Annotated in this window: 28 protein-coding genes; 12 read left to right on the top strand and 16 right to left on the bottom strand. The window is 62.5% G+C overall.

Going from position 1 to position 23,018, the window contains the following annotated elements:
* Positions 1-105: 105 nt before the first annotated feature.
* The 7 genes from ACQ66M_RS12010 to rnhA all read left to right on the top strand — a co-directional run bounded on the left by ACQ66M_RS12010 (position 106) and on the right by rnhA (position 5,966).
* The gene (locus ACQ66M_RS12010; RefSeq protein ID WP_430405169.1) at positions 106-312 is read left to right on the top strand and encodes a JAB domain-containing protein; all 207 of its coding nucleotides are present in this window, start codon (positions 106-108) and stop codon (positions 310-312) included.
* Positions 313-415: 103 nt separating this feature from the next.
* Positions 416-1,909, top strand: a complete 1,494-nt coding sequence (locus ACQ66M_RS12005) for a spinster family MFS transporter (protein WP_350170653.1) — start codon at positions 416-418, stop codon at positions 1,907-1,909.
* A 55-nt stretch (positions 1,910-1,964) separates the two neighbouring features.
* A complete protein-coding gene (locus ACQ66M_RS12000; RefSeq protein WP_350170652.1) occupies positions 1,965-3,446 on the top strand; it encodes a spinster family MFS transporter in 1,482 nt (493 codons plus the stop codon).
* 9 nt (positions 3,447-3,455) lie between these two features.
* Complete coding sequence (gene thrB, locus ACQ66M_RS11995; RefSeq protein ID WP_430404011.1) at positions 3,456-4,433, top strand: homoserine kinase; 978 nt, start codon at positions 3,456-3,458, stop codon at positions 4,431-4,433.
* Positions 4,430-4,921 carry a hypothetical protein gene (locus ACQ66M_RS11990; RefSeq protein ID WP_430404009.1) on the top strand — a complete coding sequence of 164 codons (492 nt, stop codon included), beginning with the start codon at positions 4,430-4,432 and terminating at the stop codon, positions 4,919-4,921. Before thrB ends, ACQ66M_RS11990 begins: the two co-directional genes overlap by 4 nt.
* Complete coding sequence (locus ACQ66M_RS11985; RefSeq protein ID WP_350170649.1) at positions 4,918-5,487, top strand: hypothetical protein; 570 nt, start codon at positions 4,918-4,920, stop codon at positions 5,485-5,487. Before ACQ66M_RS11990 ends, ACQ66M_RS11985 begins: the two co-directional genes overlap by 4 nt.
* A 38-nt stretch (positions 5,488-5,525) precedes the next feature.
* Complete coding sequence (gene rnhA, locus ACQ66M_RS11980; RefSeq protein ID WP_350170648.1) at positions 5,526-5,966, top strand: ribonuclease HI; 441 nt, start codon at positions 5,526-5,528, stop codon at positions 5,964-5,966.
* Here the strand turns inward: rnhA and mnmH are convergent.
* Positions 5,963-7,015, bottom strand: a complete 1,053-nt coding sequence (mnmH, locus tag ACQ66M_RS11975; RefSeq protein ID WP_430405167.1) for a tRNA 2-selenouridine(34) synthase MnmH — start codon at positions 7,013-7,015, stop codon at positions 5,963-5,965. The genes rnhA and mnmH overlap by 4 nt on opposite strands.
* An 80-nt stretch (positions 7,016-7,095) precedes the next feature.
* Here mnmH and selD point away from each other — a divergent pair, with 80 nt between their 5' ends.
* Positions 7,096-8,148, top strand: coding sequence for a selenide, water dikinase SelD (gene selD, locus ACQ66M_RS11970; RefSeq protein WP_430404007.1), 1,053 nt, complete (start codon positions 7,096-7,098; stop codon positions 8,146-8,148).
* A gap of 3 nt (positions 8,149-8,151) precedes the next feature.
* On the opposite strand, the gene ACQ66M_RS11965 is transcribed toward selD, so the two are convergent.
* Positions 8,152-9,393, bottom strand: a complete 1,242-nt coding sequence (locus ACQ66M_RS11965) for a patatin-like phospholipase family protein (RefSeq protein ID WP_430404005.1) — start codon at positions 9,391-9,393, stop codon at positions 8,152-8,154.
* Between ACQ66M_RS11965 and ACQ66M_RS11960 the strand changes: the two genes are divergently transcribed.
* Positions 9,383-9,589, top strand: coding sequence for a hypothetical protein (locus ACQ66M_RS11960; protein ID WP_430404003.1), 207 nt, complete (start codon positions 9,383-9,385; stop codon positions 9,587-9,589). The two genes, ACQ66M_RS11965 and ACQ66M_RS11960, sit on opposite strands and share 11 nt — an antisense overlap.
* Before the next feature lie 10 nt (positions 9,590-9,599).
* Here ACQ66M_RS11960 and ctrA read toward each other — a convergent pair whose 3' ends face one another.
* The 13 genes from ctrA to ACQ66M_RS11895 all read right to left on the bottom strand — a co-directional run bounded on the left by ctrA (position 9,600) and on the right by ACQ66M_RS11895 (position 18,873).
* Positions 9,600-10,313, bottom strand: a complete 714-nt coding sequence (gene ctrA, locus ACQ66M_RS11955) for a response regulator transcription factor CtrA (protein ID WP_350170644.1) — start codon at positions 10,311-10,313, stop codon at positions 9,600-9,602.
* A gap of 135 nt (positions 10,314-10,448) precedes the next feature.
* Positions 10,449-11,288, bottom strand: coding sequence for an AAA family ATPase (locus tag ACQ66M_RS11950; protein WP_430404002.1), 840 nt, complete (start codon positions 11,286-11,288; stop codon positions 10,449-10,451).
* Between the two features lie 4 nt (positions 11,289-11,292).
* The gene (locus tag ACQ66M_RS11945) at positions 11,293-12,303 is read right to left on the bottom strand and encodes a flagellar biosynthesis protein FlhF-like protein (protein ID WP_350170642.1); all 1,011 of its coding nucleotides are present in this window, start codon (positions 12,301-12,303) and stop codon (positions 11,293-11,295) included.
* 206 nt (positions 12,304-12,509) lie between these two features.
* Positions 12,510-12,773: a flagellar motor switch protein FliN gene (fliN, locus tag ACQ66M_RS11940; protein ID WP_045698757.1), complete on the bottom strand. Its 264-nt coding sequence runs from the start codon at positions 12,771-12,773 to the stop codon at positions 12,510-12,512.
* Positions 12,774-12,834: 61 nt separating this feature from the next.
* Positions 12,835-13,212 carry a hypothetical protein gene (locus tag ACQ66M_RS11935; RefSeq protein WP_430404001.1) on the bottom strand — a complete coding sequence of 126 codons (378 nt, stop codon included), beginning with the start codon at positions 13,210-13,212 and terminating at the stop codon, positions 12,835-12,837.
* A complete protein-coding gene (locus tag ACQ66M_RS11930; RefSeq protein ID WP_430403999.1) occupies positions 13,209-14,147 on the bottom strand; it encodes a flagellar motor switch protein FliG in 939 nt (312 codons plus the stop codon). Before ACQ66M_RS11930 ends, ACQ66M_RS11935 begins: the two co-directional genes overlap by 4 nt.
* Positions 14,144-14,824, bottom strand: a complete 681-nt coding sequence (locus ACQ66M_RS11925) for a hypothetical protein (protein ID WP_430403997.1) — start codon at positions 14,822-14,824, stop codon at positions 14,144-14,146. The genes ACQ66M_RS11930 and ACQ66M_RS11925 overlap by 4 nt, the downstream gene beginning before the upstream one ends.
* Positions 14,825-14,933: 109 nt before the next feature.
* Positions 14,934-15,206 carry a DUF1153 domain-containing protein gene (locus ACQ66M_RS11920; protein WP_045698752.1) on the bottom strand — a complete coding sequence of 91 codons (273 nt, stop codon included), beginning with the start codon at positions 15,204-15,206 and terminating at the stop codon, positions 14,934-14,936.
* Positions 15,207-15,410: 204 nt separating this feature from the next.
* The gene (locus ACQ66M_RS11915; RefSeq protein WP_430403995.1) at positions 15,411-16,493 is read right to left on the bottom strand and encodes a phosphotransferase; all 1,083 of its coding nucleotides are present in this window, start codon (positions 16,491-16,493) and stop codon (positions 15,411-15,413) included.
* 5 nt (positions 16,494-16,498) lie between these two features.
* Positions 16,499-17,143: a hypothetical protein gene (locus ACQ66M_RS11910; protein ID WP_430403993.1), complete on the bottom strand. Its 645-nt coding sequence runs from the start codon at positions 17,141-17,143 to the stop codon at positions 16,499-16,501.
* Positions 17,144-17,156: 13 nt separating this feature from the next.
* On the bottom strand, positions 17,157-17,963 hold the full coding sequence (proC, locus tag ACQ66M_RS11905) for a pyrroline-5-carboxylate reductase (RefSeq protein ID WP_430403991.1): 807 nt from the start codon (positions 17,961-17,963) through the stop codon (positions 17,157-17,159).
* A 25-nt stretch (positions 17,964-17,988) separates the two neighbouring features.
* Positions 17,989-18,492, bottom strand: a complete 504-nt coding sequence (locus ACQ66M_RS11900) for a YbjN domain-containing protein (protein ID WP_350170634.1) — start codon at positions 18,490-18,492, stop codon at positions 17,989-17,991.
* A 111-nt stretch (positions 18,493-18,603) separates the two neighbouring features.
* On the bottom strand, positions 18,604-18,873 hold the full coding sequence (locus ACQ66M_RS11895) for an accessory factor UbiK family protein (RefSeq protein WP_350170633.1): 270 nt from the start codon (positions 18,871-18,873) through the stop codon (positions 18,604-18,606).
* A gap of 89 nt (positions 18,874-18,962) precedes the next feature.
* On the opposite strand from ACQ66M_RS11895, the gene lgt reads away from it, so the two are divergent.
* Entirely contained in the window at positions 18,963-19,922 is a 960-nt protein-coding gene (lgt, locus tag ACQ66M_RS11890; RefSeq protein ID WP_430403989.1) for a prolipoprotein diacylglyceryl transferase, read from the top strand.
* A gap of 7 nt (positions 19,923-19,929) precedes the next feature.
* On the top strand, positions 19,930-20,985 hold the full coding sequence (locus ACQ66M_RS11885) for a class I SAM-dependent methyltransferase (RefSeq protein WP_350170631.1): 1,056 nt from the start codon (positions 19,930-19,932) through the stop codon (positions 20,983-20,985).
* On the opposite strand, the gene panD is transcribed toward ACQ66M_RS11885, so the two are convergent.
* Entirely contained in the window at positions 20,982-21,338 is a 357-nt protein-coding gene (gene panD, locus ACQ66M_RS11880; RefSeq protein ID WP_430403987.1) for an aspartate 1-decarboxylase, read from the bottom strand. The two genes, ACQ66M_RS11885 and panD, sit on opposite strands and share 4 nt — an antisense overlap.
* 430 nt (positions 21,339-21,768) lie before the next feature.
* Here panD and ACQ66M_RS11875 point away from each other — a divergent pair, with 430 nt between their 5' ends.
* Entirely contained in the window at positions 21,769-23,016 is a 1,248-nt protein-coding gene (locus ACQ66M_RS11875) for a hypothetical protein (protein WP_350170629.1), read from the top strand.
* Positions 23,017-23,018 lie beyond the last annotated feature (2 nt).

Genomic DNA, 23,018 nt, shown 5'->3' with positions numbered 1-23,018 from the left:
ACGCGAGCATTTTCGTGTCCTGTTCCCGGATCGCACGAACCAGCTCATCGCTGACGGGATCATGGGGCATGGAACGGTCGACCATGCCCGGTCTTTCCGCGTGACATCGCCCGACGGGCCCTTGAGCTGCAGGCGTCCAGCCTGATTCTGGCTCACAATCACACCTCCGGCGACACGATACCGTCGCGGGCCGATAATGACATGACCCGCGAAATTATCGACGCGCCCGGCCCGTTCTACATCACGGTTCATAACCGCCTGGTCGCCGGAACCGGCGGTGTCACCCGCTTCCCGACGGCAGGCCTGATCTGACGATGACGTTGCGATAACACTTGCAGATGACCGACGGACCGCTACCGTGTCGAATTGAGAACGCGCCGTCAGAGTGCGACAATTCCAGGGAGGCTGACAGCGCATGACCGACACCACCGCGGCTAACACCGTTACGCAGGGTCAACTGACCGGATACGGGTCAAAGGGCTATCGCTCCTATGTCCTGATCGCGCTGATGCTGATCTACACGCTCAACTTCATCGACCGGACACTCATCTCGGTCGTTGCCCAGCCGATCATCAACACATTCAGCCTGAATGACACCCAGTGGGGCCTCCTGTCAGGCCCACCCTTCGCCCTGTTCTATGCACTCATGGGCATTCCAATCGCCATGTGGGCCGATCGCAGCAACCGGGTCATGGTGATCGCGGTCTGCGTCATCGTCTGGTCGATCATGACCGCCCTGTGCGGCTTGGCGACATCCTTTTTGTGGCTGCTGATCTTCCGCGTCGGTGTCGCCATCGGGGAAGCAGGCTGCACGCCGCCAGCCAATTCCATCATCACGGATTACTTTCCTCCGAAAAGCCGCGCGAATGCCATCGGCATCTATTCCATGGGCGTGACCATTGGCGCCGTACTGGCGCAATTGTTCGGCGGCACGATTGCCTCGATCAAGGGGGCCGATTTCGGCGCCTGGATCGATTCCATCGGTCTCGGATTCCTGTTCTCGGGCATTGACTGGACGACGGTCGAAGGCTGGCGCATCGCTTTCGTCGTGATCGGCGCACCCGGGGTAATTATCGCGCTTATTCTCTGGCTCACGATCAAGGAGCCGCCGCGCGGCTATTCCGATCCGCCCGACGCCGACCCGACCCGCAAGGCACCCTTCTTCGAGGCGTTTCAGGAATTCGGCCGCAAGCCCACTTTCTGGTGGCTGGCCATCGGAGCGGCCCTCGTGGCCTTTGTCGGCTACGGCCTGATCAGTTTCCAGGCACCCTTCCTGCAGCGTGTGCATGGGATCGGCGTGCGTGAAGCCGCCATCATGTATGGCGCGCCGCTGGCGGCATTCGCCGCTTTGGGCACATTCATCGGGGGTTTTCTGTCAGAAAAGCTCAGCGGGCGTTTTCCGGCCGTCGTGGCCTGGCTGCCATCTGTCGGTCTGCTTGTTGCCGTGCCTGCCTATATCGCCGCTTTCTTCAGCCCCACGCTTCTCATGGCATTCATCCTCTGGGCCATTGCGGCGGTCGGACACTATGCCTATCTCGGCGCGCAGTACTCAGTGGGCACGGGCATTGTCAGCCCGCGCTCACGTGCCACCACAATCGCCGTCCTGCTTCTGATCATCAGCCTTATCGGCAATGGAATCGGTCCACTCTTCGTGGGCGCCATGAGCGATTTCTTCATGGCCCGTGAAATCGGCCTGTCAGGCTATGGCGACCTGGCCGCAGCCTTCGATCCCAAGATGTGCGGCGCACAGATACTTGAACTCGGCGAGGCTGGTCCGGCGCTCTGCGCGGCCTATGGCGATGGCCTGCGCCAGTCGATGGCGGCCACCGTGCTTGTCTTTATCGCAGCGGCGGCCTGCTATTACATGGCAAGTCGCACCTATCTCCGCGACCGTTTCAACCCTGAATGAGCCCCTTACTGGCGGTCTCCCGCCGTCATACCATACGTATAGAGAGTGACCCTGAATGAGCCATTCGTCTCCCACTGCATCAATCGCAGCCCCAAATTCCGGCTATGGGACGAAAGGGTATCGTTCTTATGTGCTGGGCGCCCTTCTGATCGTCTACATCTTCAACTTCATCGACCGGACGATCATCAATATCCTGACCGAGCCAATCAAGGCATCGTTCGGGCTTGAAGACTGGCAGATGGGCCTTCTGGGCGGACCGGCATTCGCTGTCCTGTACACGTTTCTCGGCATTCCGATTGCGCGCTTCTCGGAGCGGCATAATCGGGTCTGGATCATTGCCGGCGCGGTGTTCCTCTGGAGCCTGATGACGGCGCTTTGCGGCTTTGCCACGTCGTTCCTCATGCTGTTCCTGTTCCGGGTCGGTGTCAGCATTGGTGAAGCTGGCTGTACGCCGCCTGCCAACTCGCTGATTGCTGACTATTTCGACCCCCGCAGCCGCTCGACAGCTGTGTCCATATACGCACTGGGCGTGCCGCTTGGTGGCATGTTTGCGGCGATTTTTGGCGGCTTCATCGCGGGCAACATAACCGGCGACAATGCAGAGGCCCTGTTCCGTGCCTGGGGCTGGACCTTCGCCGTCAATGCCGTGGACTGGAGCCAGATTGAAGGCTGGCGCATTGCCTTCGTCATGGTCGGCCTGCCCGGCCTGCTGGTCTCGCTGATCGTCAAACTGACAGTCAGGGAACCGGCGCGCGGTCATTCCGATCCGGTTGCGCTGCAAGGCATGGCCAAGGCCGGTTTCGGTGAGGCTTTCAGGGTTCTCATGAGCAAGCCAACCTATTGGCACATAACCCTCGGGGCGACGATCGCCTCCTTTGTCGGCTATGGCGTTGGCCAGTTCACCACATCCTTCCTGATCCGCACCCATGGCCTGACGATCCAGCAGGCATCCCTGCTGTTCGGCATCATCCTGGGTGTCATGGCGGCCATAGGTGTGTTCACGTCCGGCTTCCTGGCCGACAAGGTGGCCAAGCGCCACCCGACAGCCCTTTCGTGGATTCCTGCGCTGGGCATGCTTCTGTCGGTGCCATTCTACCTGATCGGCTATTCGGCCAGCAATCTCTGGATCGCCATGCCGCCGCTAATGGTCGCGGCGATGATCCACTATTTCTACCTTGGCCCGATGTACGCCGTCGCAGGTGGTGTCGTCGACAGCCGGATGCGTGCAACGGCTGTGGCGATCACGCTGTTCGTGGTCAACCTGCTCGGCTATGGTCTTGGGCCACCGGTCATAGGCATCCTGTCCTCCGTCCTCAAGTCCGTCGTCCTGTCGGGCGCGGATCTCGGGCTGACCCTGGATGCCTGCAAGGCTGTGGCGGAACTGAACGCGGCAGAACTGGCCGCCTGCTCCAACGCCGATGCCAAGGGCCTGCAATGGTCGATCCTGATCTTCAGCTGCGGATATGCCTGGGCGGCGCTTCACTACTTGCTGGCAGGCAAGACGTTGTTGCGTGACATGCTCGCCAAGGCCAGCTAATCCGGCCGGATGGCTGTTTATACGCAGGTTTCGGACGAAGCGCTTGCTGCGTTCCTCGCTGAATATGCCCTCGGCAATCCCCTGTCCTTCAAGGGGATTGCCGAGGGTGTCGAGAACTCGAACTATTATCTCGAGACAGAGACGGGCCGCTACATACTGACCCTGTTCGAAAAGCGGGTGAACGCTGATGACCTTCCCTATTTCGTCGCCCTGAAACAGCATCTGGCCGACAGGGGCTTTCCCTGCCCGTCGCCCATCGAGGCGCGGGACGGGTCGGCCCTGCGCACGCTGGAAGGCCGCCCTGCCCTGATCGTCTCCTTCCTCGAGGGTCTTTCACCGCGCAGGCCGAACGTCGCACAATGCCATGAGCTTGGCGCAGGCATGGCGCGGATGCATCTCGCCCTTGCAGATTTCGATCTGGTGCGAGCAAACAGCCTCGGCCCGGCATCCTGGCCGCGGCTCTGGACGGGCCACGAAGCGGACGCGGAAGGTCTTCAGCCCGGCCTGGCTGATGCCATAGCCGCTGACCTGTCCGAAATTGCCGCCGCAAAGCCGCAAGCACTTGGCCTGCCACGCGGCACGATCCATGCCGACCTATTCCCGGACAATGCATTCTTCCTCGGGGACCACTTTTCCGGTGCCATCGATTTCTATTTCGCCTGTACCGACGCCCTCGCCTATGACCTGGCTGTATGCCTCAATGCCTGGGCGTTCGAGGATGGCGGCGGGGCTTCGCTCGACTATAATTTCTCCAAGGGCGCAGCCCTGATTGCAGGCTATGAAAGCGTGCGCCCCCTGGAGCCGTCCGAGCGCGCGGCGCTGCCTGTCCTGGCACGCGGCGCTGCACTGCGCTTCTTCCTCACCCGCCTTGTCGACTGGTCGTCAACGCCCGCCGGTGCCCTTGTAAAGCCCAAAAACCCCCTCGAATATGCCGGACGCCTGGCGTTTCATCGCAAGGTGAACACAGCGGAAGGCTATGGCGCTTGAACGGCAACCGGAAACACCTGATCCAGCTGGTCTTTGCCACCCTGTTTGCGCCTGTCGTGGCCGCTGCGATCGCAGCGGCCTTGCTGGTCATGGCGATTGCACCGGAACTGGTCTTTCAGGTTGAGGTGAATTCGGCCGAATACCGGCCGGCGACGCTGCGGGAGATCGCGACCAGTCTTGTCGGCTTTGGCGCATTTGGCGCGGCCATGGGCGCTGTGCTTGGCTGGCCCACGATGGCGATCGCAGGTCTGCCTGCCCATGGATGGCTGGTCCGGAATGGCCGCACAGGCGGGCTGACCTACAGTCTGCTGGGCGTCGCGGTCGGGACCGTCACCATGCTCATCTATTTCATGGCCACCGGCAGCTGGCGCCACCCGCTCGGCTTGCTTGATGCCTGGCCGCTTCTGCTTGCCGGCCCCGTGACCGGCTTGCTCTCTGCTGGCCTCTTCTGGCTTGTCCGCCGACCTGACAGGATCGCAGCGGCGTGACGGGCCCGCCGCTCCCCGAGGCTGACCTTCCTGTACCCAGCTATGCCGGCCCGGTTCAGACGCGCCGCTTCAGGCGGATCAAGACAGGCCTGCTGCTCGCGTCACTGGCGGCCTGCCTCGGTGTGACGCTACTGGGCGCCGTAAGCACTGGCCTGTTGTCCATGCTCGGGGGACTGTCTGGGGCTGCGATGAACCCGGGCTTGCGGGACGACGGTTTCATGAGCGGCATGTATGGTGGCATGCAGCTGGCGACCTATAATTTCATCCTGTTCTTCATCACTGTTCCCGCCGCCTGGCTGGCGCTAGGCCTCTCCATCGGCCGGCTGCCCTATCGCGGCATTGTGCGTCGCATACCCTATGTCCGCTGGGGCAGCATCTGGGGCGCGATCCTTGTCGGCAGTACGACCGGACTGTTCGGCCTGATTGGCGGCGTGATGAGCGGCCTCGGCGCCTTGCTCTCAGGCGGCATGATCGGCGCCATTGCAGGGACAGGCTGCGGGCTGCTCTTCCATGCCATCGTAAAACCGGCCAACCAGCTGTCCGATGTCGACGTGAACGTCTTCTGACGCTTGACGCTTCGGGCAAAGCTCATCACCTGAGATCCATGACTGACATGATCGAAATCTGGACCGATGGCGCCTGCAGCGGCAATCCCGGCCCCGGCGGCTGGGGCGCCCTGCTGGTGGCGGGTGACAAGCGCAGGGAACTGTTCGGCGGCGACAAGCAGACGACCAATAACCGCATGGAAATGATGGCTGCGATCGAAGCCCTGAACGCGGTCAGGCAGCCGTCGAAGATCACGCTGCATGTTGATTCCACCTATGTGAAGGATGGCCTGACCAAATGGATCAGGGGCTGGAAACGCAATGGCTGGAAGACCGCCGCGAAGAAGCCGGTCAAGAACCAGGACCTGTGGCAGGCGCTCGACGAGGCCTGCCAGCGACACGACATAACGTGGAAATGGGTGAAGGGGCATGCCGGCGACCCCGGCAATGAACGCGCCGACGAACTCGCCCGGATGGGCACGGAAGCGGCACGCGGTTAAGCCTGTGTGAGTATGGCTTTCGCCGCAGCCTCTATATCATCCGCTGACAAAGCTGGCAGGTCGATAATCTGAACAGGTGTGTCTTCGCGCCGCTTGCGGCTGCGGGCATAAAGCGGATCATAGTGTGCCAGCATCAGGGCTTCCGCCAGCTTACGATGTTCACCCGCATCCGCCAGCGCCTGCCACCCGGCGAGTGTCTCCTTGGCGTGAAACGGTTTCAGCAGGGCCAGCGCACGCGCCACGCTGCCGGGATCATTGACTGCATCTCCATAAGCCCTGACGAGGAACTCACTGCGCACCGATGCCGGTGCGCGGATCTCGACCCGTTTCGCGGCCAGCATCTCATGCCACAGGCGCCGGGGCACACGGCGCACGCCCACCCGCGCGGATTCAGCTTCGACAAAGATCGGGCACGACAGGTCAAACTGCCGCAACTGGTCCCAGATATGAGTCTCGAACAGGCGCTGGGCCGGCTGTGGCAGGTCATCAAAGCCACCGAAGGCCGATCCCCGGTGGTTGGCGAGGCCTTCCAGATCAATCACCTGGCCGCCCTGATCCTCAAGCGCCTGGAGAATGGCTGTCTTGCCGCTTCCTGTCGGTCCGTCGATCAGGATAATTGGCAAAGGCGAGGTGTCGCCGTCCAGTCCCGCGACGACGTCCCGCCGCCATGTCCTGTAGCCGCCTTTGACCAGTCCGACCGGCCAGCCCACGGATGAGAGGATTGTCGCCATCGCATTGGATCGCATCCCCCCGCGCCAGCAATAGACGAGCGGCCGCCAGCCGCGTGGCATGTCTGCCAGCGCAGTTTCGAGATGCCCGGCAATGTTGCGCGCAACGATGGCGCCGCCAACGCGACTGGCGCGAAACGGGCTCTCCTGCCTGTAGATCGTGCCGACAATGGCCCGCTCGGCATTGCTGAGGACAGGCAGGTTGATCGCCCCGGGCATATGGTCGTCGGCGTATTCTGCAGGCGAGCGCACATCGATAATGGCATCGAAGCGCGACAGGGTTTCGGGGCCTAGGTCCGTGACGGTTTCAAGGTAGGGCATCGGGGTCACGCTTAGCAGGTTTTCATTGCCTCGCCAGAGGCCTGCGCGCTAAGCCCCTGTGACACACAAGGACCACACCCATGCCCGACACCGTAACCGAGCCCCTCCTCACCTCCCTTGCCCATGGCGGCGGGTGCGGCTGCAAGCTCGCGCCAAACGTGCTGGCAGACATTCTGAGCGAGATGCCGCTGGCCATCGGCAATACGGATCTGATCGTCGATGCGGCGACGAGCGATGATGCCGCTGTCTACCGGGTCAATGAGACCACCGCCCTGGTCGCCACGACCGACTTTTTCACGCCGATTGTCGATGACCCGCACACATTCGGACGAATCGCGGCGACCAACGCGCTGTCGGACGTGTTTGCCATGGGGGCGAAGCCGATTTTCTGCCTGGCCATCGTGGGCATGCCGATTGGCAAGATTTCCAACACGACGATCCGAGCCATTCTCGCAGGCGGGCAATCTGTAGCGGAAACTGCAGGTGCGCCGATTGCTGGCGGGCATTCCATTGATGCGGCCGAGCCGATTTACGGCCTTGTGGCGCTTGGACTTGTGCATCCGGGCAGGATGCTGCTGAACTCCGGCGCCCGGGCCGGAGACGTGCTGATCCTCGGCAAGCCGCTGGGTGTCGGCATCTACAGCGCAGCGCTGAAGCGCGGAATCATTGAGGATTCCGACTATGCCGAAATGATCGCCTCAACCACGCGGCTCAATACGCCGGGCACCGAACTGGCCGGCATTGACGGCGTACATGCCGCGACCGATGTGACCGGGTTCGGCCTGTTGGGCCACCTGTCGGAGATGTGCCGTGGCGCCGGGATGAGCGGAGTGGTCGACGGGGGGCTGGTCCCGGTATTCGAGGGGGCACGACGCCTCGCCGAGGCGGGAGTGAAGACCGGTGCGTCGGGCCGCAACTGGGACTCGGTCAAGGCCGCCGTCACGCTGGAGCGTCAGTTGTCCGACGCAGATCTCGACATCCTGTGCGACCCGCAAACCAGCGGCGGTCTGCTCGTCTCCTGCGCGCCGGACGCTGTGGACCGGGTGCTGGACGTGTTCGCGAAGCACGGTCATGTCGGCGCCGCCGCGATCGGTCGCATGGAAGCAGGCCCGGCAGGCCTCCGGGTCATCTGACGCCTATTCCTGCACCATCTGCACATCAGGCTCTGGCAGCGCAGCGCCACTGCCACACTCTGTTTCGGAACCGGCCACGCCGCCAACCCGGGCGAGCGCATCCTGAATGTCGAGCCAGAGGCGGTCGCTTGCGGCGCAGGCGCGGGCAAAATCAAACAGTTTGCGCATGTTCACGGTTTCAAAATCAAGTGAGCCCGCAAACGTAATTGCCGCAGGAATACTCGCAAGCCTGAGGTTCATGCCGTGCTGGGCCGCGAAAGACGCAGTCAGCGCCAGCTCGGTACGGGCCATATGCATCAGCACCACGGAAAAGCCCCGCATCGTGATGGGCACCGTGCTTACAGGCGTCGCCCGCGGCAGGGTTCCGAGCTGTCCATTGATGATGACATAGATGTTGATGTCTTCCAGAACGTCCAGTTTCTCGCCGGTCAGGAAGGCGGCATGAGGCGCGATGAAGAAGGGCACAGTCGTGCCGCCGTCGACGTGCATTTCCTGGTAGGTGCCACTGGCTGCATCAACATCAAACATGACCGGCGGGAAGACACCCGGCACGCTCGACGACGCGACGAGCACGTTCACGAACAATTGCCGGGCCGGTTCGCCGCCGCGACGGGCGATCGCACCAAGATCCCAGATCACGGTCTCCTCGCTGTCGAGATTGGTTGTTGCGGCAAGCAGCATTCGCCCGTCGGTCGCTTCCCTGGCAACGGCATCGACGAGTTCACGGGTGACGAAATGGTCGACCAGTCGGCGCAGTGACGCATCATCGAACACACCGACGCGGAACACCGTGCCGATGCCGGGGCGGCCGATAATGTCGGCGCTCATGCCGCCGGTATAGGCTTCGGTCAGCTCGTCATCCCATTCCGGGCCGAGAAAGGCGAACGGCGCGATCAGGGCGCCTGTACTGACCCCCGTCACGATCTCGAACTCGGGTCGCTTGCCGGACTGGGTGAGGCCAACGATTGCGCCAGCACCAAAAGCCCCACCGGCGCCGCCGCCCGACAGTGCGAGAATATCGATGGCATCATCGCCGGAGCGGGCCTCCAGGCGTTCCAGCGTGTTTCCCGTGCGCGCCAGGAAATCCGCATTGTCCGAACCCGTCATGCGCACATCCGGCGCAAACCCGGCAATATAGGCGTGCGAGGACTGATCCAGGACGGGGGCGTCCCCACGCACCAGCGTGACACAGCCGCCAGGTGTGAGCATGGCCGCGAGGAGGATTGCTGTCCTGATGATCGTCATATTGTTCCCCGGTCCGTCAACGACCCACGCCATTGCCCGCGCCCGTCACACAGGCCTTGCCCATGACCTGATACCGCCGGATGCCGGACATCTACAGCTGCAATTTGACATGAGTGCAGGCGCGCCACATCCAGCCTCGGCTTCAGATACGGAAAAGCCCGGCCGTGATGGCCGGGCTTTTGAAAATCGTGAATGATCTGAAGCCCTCAGGCGGCTTCTTCAATTTCGTTGGTTTTCGAACTCGGGCGTGGATCGCGCAGCACATAGCCGCGGCCCCAGACGGTTTCGATATAGTGCTGGCCGCCGGTGGCCTGCTGCAGCTTCTTGCGAAGTTTGCAGATGAACACGTCAATGATTTTCAGCTCAGGCTCGTCCATGCCGCCATAAAGATGGTTGAGGAACATTTCCTTGGTGAGCGTCGTACCCTTGCGCAGGGAAAGCAGCTCAAACATCTGGTATTCCTTGCCGGTCAGATGGACGCGCTCATCGTCGACTTCGACTGTCTTCGCATCCAGGTTGACCAGGATTTCGCCGGTGCGGATAACGCTTTCAGCATGTCCCTTGGAACGGCGCACGATGGCCGTGATACGGGCAATCAGCTCATCCTTGTTGAACGGCTTTGTGAGATAGTCATCAGCGCCATAGCCGAGTGTTTTCACCTTGGCTTCGATGTCAGGATTGCCAGACAGGATCATCACGGGCGTGTTCACACGGCCCATGCGCAGCTGTTTGAGAACTTCATAGCCGGAGATGTCGGGCAGCGACAGGTCAAGCACGATCATGTCGTACTCGTAGACCTTGCCGAGATCGACGCCTTCCTCACCCAGATCGGTCGTATAGATGTTGAAGCCTGCGGCTTTCAGCATCAGTTCGATGGAACGCGCTACAGCGCTATCGTCTTCAATTAGCAGGACGCGCATGGCTCGTCTCCCGAATCATTTATACGACCAACCTAGTCGCTTTGTGTAACCTTGTGAATCCTACAGCCCGTTTCTTTAACGAAGGTTAACGGCTAGCAGGTTCGACCTCAGATAATTCCACTTTCTTCACACTGATTAATAACCAAGCTCCGCCGCGGGGGCATTGCCTATCAGCATCTGGGAGATGGCGATCGCATCCTGGATCGGCTGTGCTTGCTGATCCGTCGAGATCAGCGTCTTCTGGCAACGGATAGCGTCCCGCACCTTGGGATCGCGCATGACGATGCCCGCAAGGTGTGGACGGAATCCGAGGAAGGTCTGGCAGGCGCGGGCAATCGCCTCATAGGTGCGCTGGCCGCCGGCACGCGTATCCGCCTGATTGATACAGATGACCGGCTCAACGTTAGGTGCATAACCGCGCAGCACCTTGATGAAGGCATAAGCGTCGGTCATCGAGGTCGGCTCGTCGGTGATGACCATGAGCGCCTTGTCGGCAGCACGGGCCAGGCGCATGCAATTGGCTTCGATGCCCGCGCCAAGGTCGAGGACGACCTGATCGTATTGCAGGGCAAGCGCCGAAAGACCGGCTGCAAGGCGGGCGACCTCCTCGGGTGGCAGTTCGGCCAGCGCGCCTGAACCGGAACGGCCAGGCAGCACATCAAAGCCGCCACCAGCCGCGCCACCATCAATCGGCGTTACCGCGTCATCAAGTTCGACCCATCCGGCGATAACCGCCGCCAGATCGGTTTCCGGCGCGATGCCGAGCTGTACGTCGACATTGGCGAGGCCAAGGTCGCCATCGACCAGCAGCGTGCGTTTGCCAGCCTGGGCAAAGGCACTGGCGAGGGTGATCGCCATGAATGTCTTCCCGACACCGCCCTTGCCACTGGCAACAGCGATGATCGATGCGGGGGCCACACGCGGCGTTGGGCGCGCCTGCGGTCGGTCCTGAGATTTTCGAAGCATGAAACTCATAGGGCTACGCGGCTCCTTTCATGGCGATGACATCGCCGGGGGCGTCTTCCATTAACAGGGCGGCCAGGCGCGATGGCGCAGCCGGAACCAGACCGCCGCCGATAAAAGGCGTAACGGCCAGATGCGAAAAGGCGATGCCGGCGGACGAGAGCGCAGCAATCGCGCCTCCGCGCCGCCGGACAACGTCCAGCTTGGTCAGGACAGCGCGCTTGACGCCGGCCCGTGCAAATGACTTTGCCGCTTCAGCCTGGTCTTCAGGATGCCCCTCGGCCGACATGACGAGTACAGGTTCAGCACGAATCGCCGCGATAAGGTCCTGAAAGCTGGCCATGTCATCATCGTCAAACGGGTTGATGGCCGGCAGGTCGATCACGCAGCGACGGTTCGCGTCACGCAGCATGCGCAGCGTGTCGAACAGGCTGTCGGGCGTGTTGACGACACGGATCTGGTCCTGCTCCAGCTCGAGATAGGCGGCGAGCTGGGCACCACCAGCCGTGCCATCGAGGTCAGCGGCAATCGGCATCACTTCGGCGCGCGAAATGGCGGCGCGGCGTGTCAGCTTCGCCGCCGTTGCCGTGCGGCCGTGTCCGGGTGGTCCGACGAGGATGATATCGCGCTCGAGGCGCGGCAGGATCGGATCGCACGCCACGAGGCGCGAAATGCCCTCCGCAATCGCATCTTCCGGATCTGTGAACTGGACGCCGGAACGCCCGGCGCTCTCGGCTGCCACGCGGTCAGCGAATCGCTGCGGGGCGCCATGCCAGAGCAGCGCATCGCGTACGCGGCTGAAGAGAGGGTTTTCAATGCCGCGACCATGCGTATTGCCACGCGCTTCGCGCAGGAACAGGGGCTCGTTCGGCACCATGCCGCCGCCCATCTTGTCGGTTGCGGCGCGCACTTCCACGCCGCCGTCAATTTCGCGTTCTGAAAGGATTACAGCGTCAGAGCCCATTTCGGCGAAAATCATCGCCTTGGCGGCCTCGAAGGACTCGGCTGCGAACATCTTCATGCGCATAGGGGCGGCATCCTCGTAACTTCTGGACCTTCCCGCGCAGCCCTCACCACGTGACAAGTCGGTTCATGTCGAAGGCCAGTTAACACTCGAAATGGTTAACAACTTCCTTTTTTGCGTTAGGATTTGCCTGATGTGACAGCCAATTAACGAACGAATGACACACGCCCAGACGGCGCATGACAACGTGTTGAACTGACTTGAAAAGCCTAGGCAGCCGCCCGTTCATCGACGATTTCGGACAGGGTCACGCCCAGCTGGCCGTCGGCAATGACAAGGCGCCCGCGCGCCATCAGCCTGTCGGAAACGTAAATATCGATGGTTTCATTGGTGCGCCGTTCGAGCGCAACGACTTCGCCCGGTGACAGCGCCATGAGATCCTCAATGGGCATGCGCACCTCGCCCAGCACGATGTCGACCCGCACGGGCACGTCCATCAGTGATTTCTTCAGAGCGGGGTTTGCCGGCTGCATGAGCGATCAATCCTGTGTTCTGACGCAGGCGTAGAATGTAGCGAGTGTGCGTGTCAAATCATTAACGCCCGGCAAACAGGTCACCCTGGCCGTCAATGATCCGCTGCGCGGTCGCATTGATCAGGTCCAGCGATGCCATGATATCGAGCCCTTCATAGGCCCCGGCCTCCAGATGCCCTGCAAGGGCAACGAGATCGGCCAGCGCATCATTCAGCTTCAGCGTGACCGCCTGCAGGCGCTCGTCGCTCTGGATTGATTCAAGGCGTGCAGCTTCGGCGAGGCCCTCCGAGCGGGCCTGCGACAGAAGGTGCGCGAGCTCCGGACCGGTCAGCGTCAGCTGGCCTTCAGTGGGCGCCACTGGCTGTTCCGGCGCGGGCGGGAGGGTGAAATCGCTCCGGAATTCGAAAGGCTGGACAGATTTGACGGCGCGCTGGGTCATTCGACAAGATCCTCATCCTCAATCGTGCCACCGGGCCGGATATCGCCCTTTTCGATCAGCTTGCGGGCCAGTGCGACCAGTTGCTGTCGGGCGGCCTCGACCTCGCTGCGACGCACCGCGCCCTGAACGGCAATCTCTTCGCGCAGCAATTCGCCGGCGCGACGGGTCATGTTGGCGAAAAAGGCGGCAGAGGTCTGCTCGCGCGCGCCCTTGAGCGCCGTGACCAGCGTGGCGCGGGCCCCTGCCGACAGCAGTGTCTGCAGGCCGGCCGCATCCAGGCGGGCGAGATCATCGAAAGTGAACATGAGCGCGCGGACTTTTTCACCGGCGCCTGGCTCCGCATTGTCCAGCGCCGCCAGGAAGGTTTTCTCGGAATCGCTGTCGAGACTATCGAAGATCCTGGCAACGCGCTCGTGGCCGCCCTTGATGCCACTGCCGAGAAGTCCGTCGAGACGGGCCCCGATCTGGGCTTCGAGACTGGCGCATGCGGCTGGATGGACCTGTTCGATGTGCAGCAGGCGATGCATCGCATCAATCGCGGTGCGTGGCTTGAGGGCGCGCAGCAGGCGGGCCGAGGCCTCGCCGCTCAGCTGGGACAGGATGAAGGCAATGGTCTGGGGGTGCTCGCCAGCCACCAGCGCCGCGAGCGTTTTGGTGTCGATGGCGGACAGGCGCGACCAGACAGAGCCGGTCATGGTCGCAGCAGGTTTGAGGCGACGGTGCGCATCCACAAAGCGGCTGGCCGCCTCGGATTCGCCATCCATGCTATCGCCGAGGGCGTCCATCGCCTGGGTCAGGGCGCGGGCTTCCTGCGGTTCCAGTTCGGCCCAGATGCCGGCCGCTTCAGGACCGAGGGCGCGCATGAGGCGTGCCGAGCGGGCAAGACCGTCTGAAACGGCAACAGATCCGGCAGGAACGATGGCCAGCGCGCTCATGCGGCATCCGTCCGGTTATTCATCCAGCCACGCAGGATTTCGGCCGCGCGGGTGGGATCCTTGCGGGCCAGTTCGGCGGCGTCACTGGTGGGCAGCGGTGGGCGGGCGGTACGCACGGGCGTGGGAACGAGGGTGCGGTCGCGTTCGGGTGTGGGTGAGAGGGTGCGCAGCGGCGCGTCTTCAACCGTTTCGAAGACAATGTCCTCGCGTGGCACGAAAGCGAGCCAGCCGAGCATGCCGGCAAGCAGGGCCAGGAAGGACAGTTCGCCAAAAGCTGCCGCATCAGGACGCCCGGGTGCCCCTTTGGCAAAGGTGGCCTGCTGCATGACGAAAAGATCGCCCGCTGCCACATTGAGGCGCGCTGCGGCGGTCACGAGATTCTCGATGGTTGAGGCCTGGGCGCTGGCGGCTGTATCAAGGAGGACGAGGACGGTGCGCCCGCCGGTCGCCGAGGTGTTGACGCTGATACGGGCATTGCCGGGTCCGGCGACAGGCTCGATCACGTTCATCAGGGATGCCTCGAGCGGCGTCGCGGTCGCGGGGAGGGCATTGTCGGAGGTCAGCAGCGCACTGCCGCGCCATGCCAGCAGGCCAAGGGCGATCACAAACGCCGCCAGCGCGAGCGCCCTCGGTGAAGGCCCCGCGCCGGGATTGAGATTGCCGGATTTGCCTGCCATCAACCACTCCTGATTTCCCCGGCTAACCGGAGTCCAGATGTGGTGATAGCCGCCTGCCCGTAAATTTGTGTTTAACGGGAAGGGTTTCGGTAATCAGGCGGCCGTGTAGCTAGCGACGGTATTTCTGGAGCCGCGTTGTGCGAAGGCCCTTCACACCATGACGGGAATACAGCTTTTCCCAGCCTTCGTATTCCTCATCCGTCAGGTTGTAGCGGTCACAGGCTGCCTTGCGCGACAGCAAGCCACCCGAGACGGCCGCGACGACTTCGGCCTTGCGACGGGTGACCCAGCGCGAGATGCCGGGCGATGGCAGGTCTGCCAGGGTGAGCATCTGGCCATCAGGGCCTTTGACACTCGTCAGATTTGCGTTCTGCGTATCCATAATCACACACCATTCGTTTCGGTAATGCCTGACCCAACTTCTTCGAGCCCTCAGGACACAGGTGTACACGAGTGGTTTTAAGCTGACGCATAAGCCGACGTGTGAGTTTCGCCTCCCGCGTTAGGACGATGTTTGGAAACCTGTCCCGCACCGGGACAAATCACCGATTCCACTGCATTTGCTGCAGATCACATTAAAAAAAGTTCAGGTCAGAAGGGTCAGCGCGTCATTGTCGCGCGCCTGCGCAGCATGCCTGCGGAGCATGGTGAGAAACATCTCGTCGCCGCGTTCGGTCTGCTTCACCAACATCGCCGCGCCGAAGGCAACCGACATGCCATAGAAGCAATACCAGCGGTAATGCTCGTACAGTTCATCAAAACCATAACTGGAGACACCGGCCTCGACGAGGCGCGCATGATAATAGCGCAGCAGCGCCTTTTCATGCTTCGGGCGATCCTCGCGCGTCAGTCCGGCGCCGATGAAATAGGCGACGTCATTTGCGGGGGCGCCCCTGGCAGCGGTCTGCCAGTCGACCAGCGCAATCGGCTTCGGCGCGCCCGGCTTGCCGAACAGCATGTTGTCGAGGCGGAAATCATTGTGCGTCAGCGCGAACGGCCCGGGTTGCGCCTCGCCCCAGCGCGGCAGGGCGGCGGCATAGGCATCGCCCACTTCAATCACGTCTGCGGTCAGCTCCGCCGCGTAGCGCTGCTTGAAACCGGTCCAGAGCCCGGCGACCTGTTCGGTCGTCAGCACGGGCGGCGGGGATGCCGCCGTGCCCTGAAGCCACTCGTGCTGATCGAGGCTTTCATCTTCCCAATAGGCAGCGTGCAGGACAGCTGCTGAGGCGAGAGCCAGTTCAGCCTCAGCCACCGAGCATCCCTTGAGCTGGTCGCCCTGTTCGGATGGCGCCATGTCTTCCATGATCAGGGCGAACCGGTTCGTCGCGGGGTCATAGTCGGTATAACAGGCTGCCGGTGTGATCTTGCCCGCCACTTTCGGGAAGGTGCGGTAGAACATGACTTCGCGCCTGTAATGGCCCAGCATGGCAGCGGTGGCGAGACTGGCTTCGCTGGCGGACGGGAACTTGCCAACCAGCGTCGCCGGTGCCCCGGCGCCCTGATGCGCATAGTCGAACACGAACCGGACGTTTTCGCCGATCTGGCCCGTGCCGATCGACCTGGCCGTCAGGCCCCTGACTTCGGCATCAATGCCGATCGTATCGAACAGGTCATTGAACCACGCTGGTGTCAGTTCCAGCGGGTTGCCGTCGAGTCCCGGACGGGTCATGCAGTCTACTCCCTTGTGGCACCGTTTTGCGGTGCATCTTTTTCCTGTTCCTGTTCGTGTTTGGGCGCGGCGGACCTGCCCGTGAAGCGGGAAACCCAGCCCATTCGCTCCTCGGCTGCCCGCAGCGATGTGTCGAGCGCAGCCATGGTGAGGGCGAAGTCGCCGCTGGTTTCCTTGCGCCAGGCGCGCTCCGTGCGGGCAATCACAAAGGCGATCGCCAGCACTTTCAGGCTGAGCGGCGCCCCGCTGTCATCATCCAGCCCGGCCGACGCGAGCGCCCAGCGGGCCGACGCCGCGCGTACTGCCGGCTGGCGCAGGAGGATCGATGGCTGGGTTTCGCGATAGCGCAGCAATGACTTCAGGCCGGCGCGATGGTCTTCCATGGCCTCGAAGCGCAGCATGATGACGTCAAACAGGCGTTCGCGCGGCAGGTCGTCAGTGGCGATGGATTCGGCGGACATGGCCCGGTCGAAATGCGCATCGACGGCATCGGCCAGCGTCTCGCGTGTCGCGATGCCATGGAAATCATTCAGGGTAAGTCCTGCCTTCGTGGCAATCTCGACAAGCGTGAGTTCCGACCAGGGCCTGGTGGCGGCAAGATCAAGGGCGGCGAGCAGCCCCTGCTCGATAATGGTGTCGGTAGGTGCCATGACCTCTCCTGCGTCAGTCCTTTTGACGAGACAGGTCCCTTTCGCGGTTGGCAGCGGCGCGCAGGGCCTTTCTCATCAGGATCGGCATCCCACCCTCATCCATGAGGATGTCAAGGGCGGCCTCGGTGGTGCCGCCGGGTGAAGTGACGGCTTTCCGCAAGGCGTCCGGGGTGTCTCCGGTCGACGCCATCAGGGCCGCTGCCCCCTCAACCGTTCGGCGGGCCAGCCGGGCCGACAGATCGGCTGGCAGGCCTTCGGCCTCTCCGGCCAGAGCCATCATTTCGGCCAGCAGGAAGACATAGGCCGGACCGCTGCCCGACACGCCTGTGGCTGCCGGGATGAGCTTCTCGTCAATCGGGCCTTCGACAACGCCCAGCGCAGAGAGCAGGCCTGTCGCGGCATCAATGTCGGCCGGGTCGGCGCCAGGCGGCGCAGAGATGACGGTCACCCCCTGCCCGATGGCGCCTGGCGTATTGGGCATGGCCCGCACGATACGACTGGACCCGAATGATGACGCCAGTTGCTTGAGCAGGATGCCGGCCATGACGGACAGGATGAGCGTGTCCGGGCCGATAAAGGGTGACGTGGGTTCGATTGTGGACGCAAAGACCTGCGGCTTCACGCACAGGACCACGATATCGGCCGGTTCAGGGGCCGGGTTGAGCGTTACTTTCCCGGTCGACGCCCACAAGGAGACGTCCTCGGATGGCGCCGGATCGACGATAATGATGGGCGATCCGGTTCCGGAGGCGAGCCAGCCGCGCACGAGGGCTGCGCCCATGCGTCCGGCGCCGATCAGGGCAATGGTCGGTGCAGGCATTCCCATGATCTCCGTGGAGGCAGTGTCAGGCTTCGCCGTGGGTTTCGAACATCACTGCCTCAATGGCTTCGCGCGGTGACTTGCCGGCCCAGATGAGGAAATTGAACGCCGGCACGAACCGGTCCGCCGCGCTGATCGAAGCTGCAATCGCCGCGCGCGCTTCACCCGGCGAGACTTCGTCACGGTCGAGCATGGAGAATGTGTAGCGGAAGATGATGACGCCTTCGTCGGCCCAGTAATCGAAATGGCCGAGCCAGAGGCGCTCGTTTGCCATCATGATGAGTTCGGCAATCGCCGCACGGCGCGCCGGAACGGGCTTCACGTCAAGGGTCATCGAAAAATGGATGGCGGACGGATCGGGCCGGTAGGCAAACAGGGCACCCATGTCGCCCCATTTGGTTTCGGCAACGGCCTGGATCGTGCCGTCCTCATCGCGATCATACTGCCAGCCAGCCGTTTCCAGGGCTTCTTCGACCCGTTCGAGCGGATCTGGCAGGTCGATCTCGGCGCGGGAGAGATCAAGGCTCATGGGGTTCCCCTTTCAGTCTCTCGTGCACGGTGCAGGATTCGCACGAGGAGGCCAAGGGCCACTAAGCAAGCGAGCAGGCGCGCGTCCACCCGGTTCTGCAGACTTAACGCCTTATTCCGCAGCTTTTGCCTTTTTGGGTTTCGCCGCAGCTTCCAGTGTTTCGACACGTGCTTCCAGCGCTTCAACGCGCTCAAGAGCGGCTGTGGCGAGGGCTTTCAGGGCCTCGACTTCGTCGCGGCCGGCAAGGTCCATGTCAGCGATCAGGGCCCGCACGCGCGACTGGGCGGCGGTCTTCGCTTCCTCGCTGGCGGCGCGGGCAGCGCCCATTGCGCCAGTCATCAGACCGGCAATGTCATCGAGCAGTGGATTTGTGTTCGCCATGAGGCTACTCCTTCGCGCGCGGGCGGCTGGGCCAGAACTGGCAGCTGCCTAACAGATAGGATGCGTTCCAGACAGGGAAAAGACGCCGCATGACAGACCTCCTGACCCTGATCGCCGTGCCCATGGCAGCTGGCGGCCTGCAATTTCCCGAGATGAGCCCGGCGCTCGTCTCGATCGATTTCGGCTTTATCGGCCTCGGAACCTTCCACCTGCGCTGGTATGCGCTGGCCTATATCGCGGGCATCATGCTGGCCTGGCAGTATGCGAATGCGCTGATCCGGCGGCCGGACATGTTCGGCGGCAAGGCCCCGGCGACGAAGGAAGACCTGGATGACATCATGTTCTGGATCATCCTCGGCATCATCCTTGGCGGACGGATCGGCTATGTCCTGTTCTACATGGTGCCCTACCAGCAGGACGTGATCGCGGCGAACCCGATGAGCGTGCTGAAGATATGGGATGGCGGGATGTCGTTCCATGGTGGCCTGATCGGGGTGACGCTGGCGATTCTGATGATTGCCCGCCGCCGCCAGCTGGACCTCCTGCCGCTCGGCGATATTGCAGGCGTCGTGGCACCGATCGGCATCATGTTTGGCCGCCTCGCCAATTTCATCAATGCCGAACTGTTTGGCCGCAAGACGGACAGTGCCTTCGGCATGGTGTTTCCCGAAGGCTACGTGCCGGGTTCGACACCGCCAGCCTATGACTGGGCGGCCAGGCAATGGGTCTATAGTGGCCAGGAATTCGCCCGCCATCCGAGCCAGCTCTATGAAGCCGCGCTCGAGGGCCTGCTGCCGCTTGTCGTGCTGTCGATCCTGATCTGGAAATTTGATGCACTGAAAAAGCATGGCCTGGTGGCTGGCCTGTTCCTGCTGATGTATGGCGCGGGCCGCTCCATCGTCGAGAATTTCCGCCTGCCGGATTCATTTGCCAGCGACCTGCCCTTCGGCCTGACCATGGGAATTATCCTCTCAACGCCCATGTGGATTGGTGGCGCCTGGCTGGTCTGGAACGCCCTCAGGCCAAAGCCGCTTCACAAACCTGACTAGAGACGAAATGACCCTGAAGGAACGCCTCATCCGCCTGGTTGAAACCGGCGGGCCGATCCCGGTTTCAACCTATATGCAGCTGGCCCTGCATGACCGTCAGGACGGCTATTATGCGACGCGCCCGGGCCTTGGGACCGATTTCATCACGGCGCCGGAAACCAGCCAGGTATTCGGCGAATTGCTCGGCCTGTGGGCGGTGCATGAATGGCGCGCCATGGGCGAGCCGGACGCGTTCTGCCTTGTCGAGATCGGACCCGGCCGCGGCGTGCTGATGCAGGACGCGCTGCGCATGGCCTTCGTCGCGGGCGGCAAGGCGTTTGCCGATGCGATGCGCCTCTATCTTGTCGAGGCGAGTCCGGCCCTGCGCGATCTGCAGGTCGAACGCCTGGCGATCTACGAGCCGCAATTTGCCGAGCAGCCCTCCGAAGTGCCCGCGCTGCCGACGATCATCCTGGCGAACGAATATCTCGACTGCCTGCCCGCCCGCCAGTTCCGCCGCGATGGTGAAGAATGGCGTGAATGTGTTGTTGGGCTGGACGCTGATGGCGCGCTTGCGTTCGGACTGGCGGCAGACGGCCGCGCGGCGCCTGAAGGCACGGCCGCGACGGCGGCCTGCGTCGAGGTCCAGACCGGCCTCGATATCCTGATTGCCGAACTGGCAACCCGCGCCGGCAAGGGCGCGCCGGTGCATGCCCTCTTCATTGATTACGGCCCGTCTGATTCCGCCCCGGGCGATTCCCTGCGCGCATTCCAACAGGGCAAGCAGGTCTCTCCCCTTCATGCGCCCGGCGAAACCGACCTGACGGTGGATGTGGATTTCGGCCGGCTGAAGCGTCTCGCGACAGCCGCAGGACTCGCTGTCCAAGGACCGACCCCGCAAGGCATGTTCCTGCTGGGCCTCGGCGCGCAGGCGCGTCTGAACCAGCTGGTCAAGGCCAATGAGGAGGACGCCGAGGCAATCTTCAGCGCCGCCCAGCGCCTGATAGACCCGAAGGACATGGGCGAGCGCTTCAAGGTGATCTGCATTTCCAGTCAGGGCCTGCCCAAACCGGCGGGATTCTAGGCCGGCAGCTTGATCTCGTTGGCGTCGCCGAGCAGCACCACGGTCGGGGCGTGCTGGCGGGCTTTTTCGGCCTCGACGCTGGCGAAGGCGGCAATGATTACCCTGTCACCGACAGCGAAGTGACGGGCCGCTGCGCCATTGACGCCGATCGTACGCGAGCCGCGCGGCGCTTCGAGCGCATAGGTCTGGATGCGGGCCCCATTGGTAACGTTCCAGATATCGACGCGCTCGTGGGGCAGGATGCCAGACGCATCCAGCAGGTCCTGGTCAATCGACACCGAACCCTCATAGTGGAGGTCGCACTGAGTGACGGTGGCAGAGTGAAGTTTGGCTTTCAGCATATTGAGCAACATGGCGGCGCCCTCCCGGCGATTAGGCAGCGTGGCAATTATGCTCACAATGAGTATATTGGGGTCTGAGGCCCCGTCAGCAAGGCTCTATTGCATTGCAACATAGGCGCGGTAAAGGCCCCCAGAGCGTGGCCTGGCAGTATTCAATGTAGTATTCGTAAGAAATACACCTGCCGGGGGAACGCTCTTAAAAGCACTCGCCTAGGCTCCACCTCTCTGTTACGTTTTGTTAACGAAAATGGACACTGAGGGACCGGATATGAAGTATGGACAGATCGGGCTGCTGGCACTTTTACTGGCCCTCGCAGGATGCACGTCACAGCAGATTGAGCCGGGCGGATCCATACCTGAGACCGAGGCGCCGCCACCCCCTCCACCTCCACCTCCACCTCCACCTCCACCTCCACCTCCCATGGTGGGTAGTAGCGGACCCGTGCGCGGGCTACCTGGCGATGATGATGATTTCGACTTTGAAGACCTGCCGTCCACATCAGCCGGTGCCCCGGCGCCCACGCCGCGCCGCTCGACTGGCCGGGCCGTCAGCAACGTCAAACCGGCCAAGGACTACCTGCCCTTCATTGATGTCGCGATTGACGAGAATGCGCTTTATTCAGAATACGGCATGATGCTGCAGGACCGCTATACGCGCATCCAGATCGTGACGCTCAAGCCGGACGCCTATGACATTGAGGGCGTCTCGACCGGCAAACGGTCGGAGCCGGTCGATGTGCGAAACTATAACAAGGAAAGCCGCAACTGGCTGACGCGCATGATGGGGTCGCGCAATGTGACGCGGACGCTGATTGCGGAATTCGATGTCGCCAAGCCGGATATCAAGGCGACCAAGGCGCTGTTCTCGGCCACGTTCTCTTCGGACAGCCGGGAAGGCGAATCCTGGACCACGAATGAGAGCATTGCCCTTTATGCAACGCCCTATTTCAAGGTTGGCCCGAACACGACGATCGAAGGACGCTTCCGCATGCAGCTGTCCGACGAGCGCCAGGGATCGGCGGGCGCGAGTGTCATGGGCGCGCTGACCACGGCCGCCAACCTGATCGCACCCACGTCGACGCTGGTGACCTATTTCAACCAGCCCCTTATGCTGGAAGCCTCCAACTTCCTGAACACGTCATCGACCACGCTGTTCGGACAGTCTATCACGGAACAGTCCACCAGCGCGTTTTCGGTCAAGTCGTGGAGCGACACGCCAATTCTTGTCGTTTCGGCCGAACTGCCGGAGGCCAGCAATATCAAGCAGACCAAAAGCAAAGGCGCCATTGGTCAGTGGGCGGTTTATCTCGACCAGCCGATCCCGTCCATCTTCACGGCCCAGTCATCGGACTTTGACGGCCAGGAGCCGGACTATACAGGCGTACCGGCAGGCGACATCCTGGCCTTTGAAGTAGGCGAGGACCTGACGGTCTACGATTACATCTTCTCGCGCCTCGACCTCTCCGACCGGATCGCCAGCCTGAATGTTGACGGCGATGCGGACACGGCCCGCCTGATCTGCAATCGCATCGAACGCGGCATGGCCGAGATCGGGTTCACCAGTTTCGATGCGGCTGCAGCCGTATGGGCAGCCTCTGCCAGCGACCAGTTCAATGGCGCTGCCCAGGTCGCCCTGCAGCAGGATGGCCTGTGCGAAGGCATGAACCGCTGGAACGCGATGGAACACTGACC

Origin of the sequence: Hyphomonas sp. (genome assembly GCF_965284475.1) — a bacterium.
In the GTDB taxonomy this organism is placed as follows: domain Bacteria; phylum Pseudomonadota; class Alphaproteobacteria; order Caulobacterales; family Hyphomonadaceae; genus Hyphomonas.
This window is presented reverse-complemented; position numbering and strand designations above follow the sequence as displayed.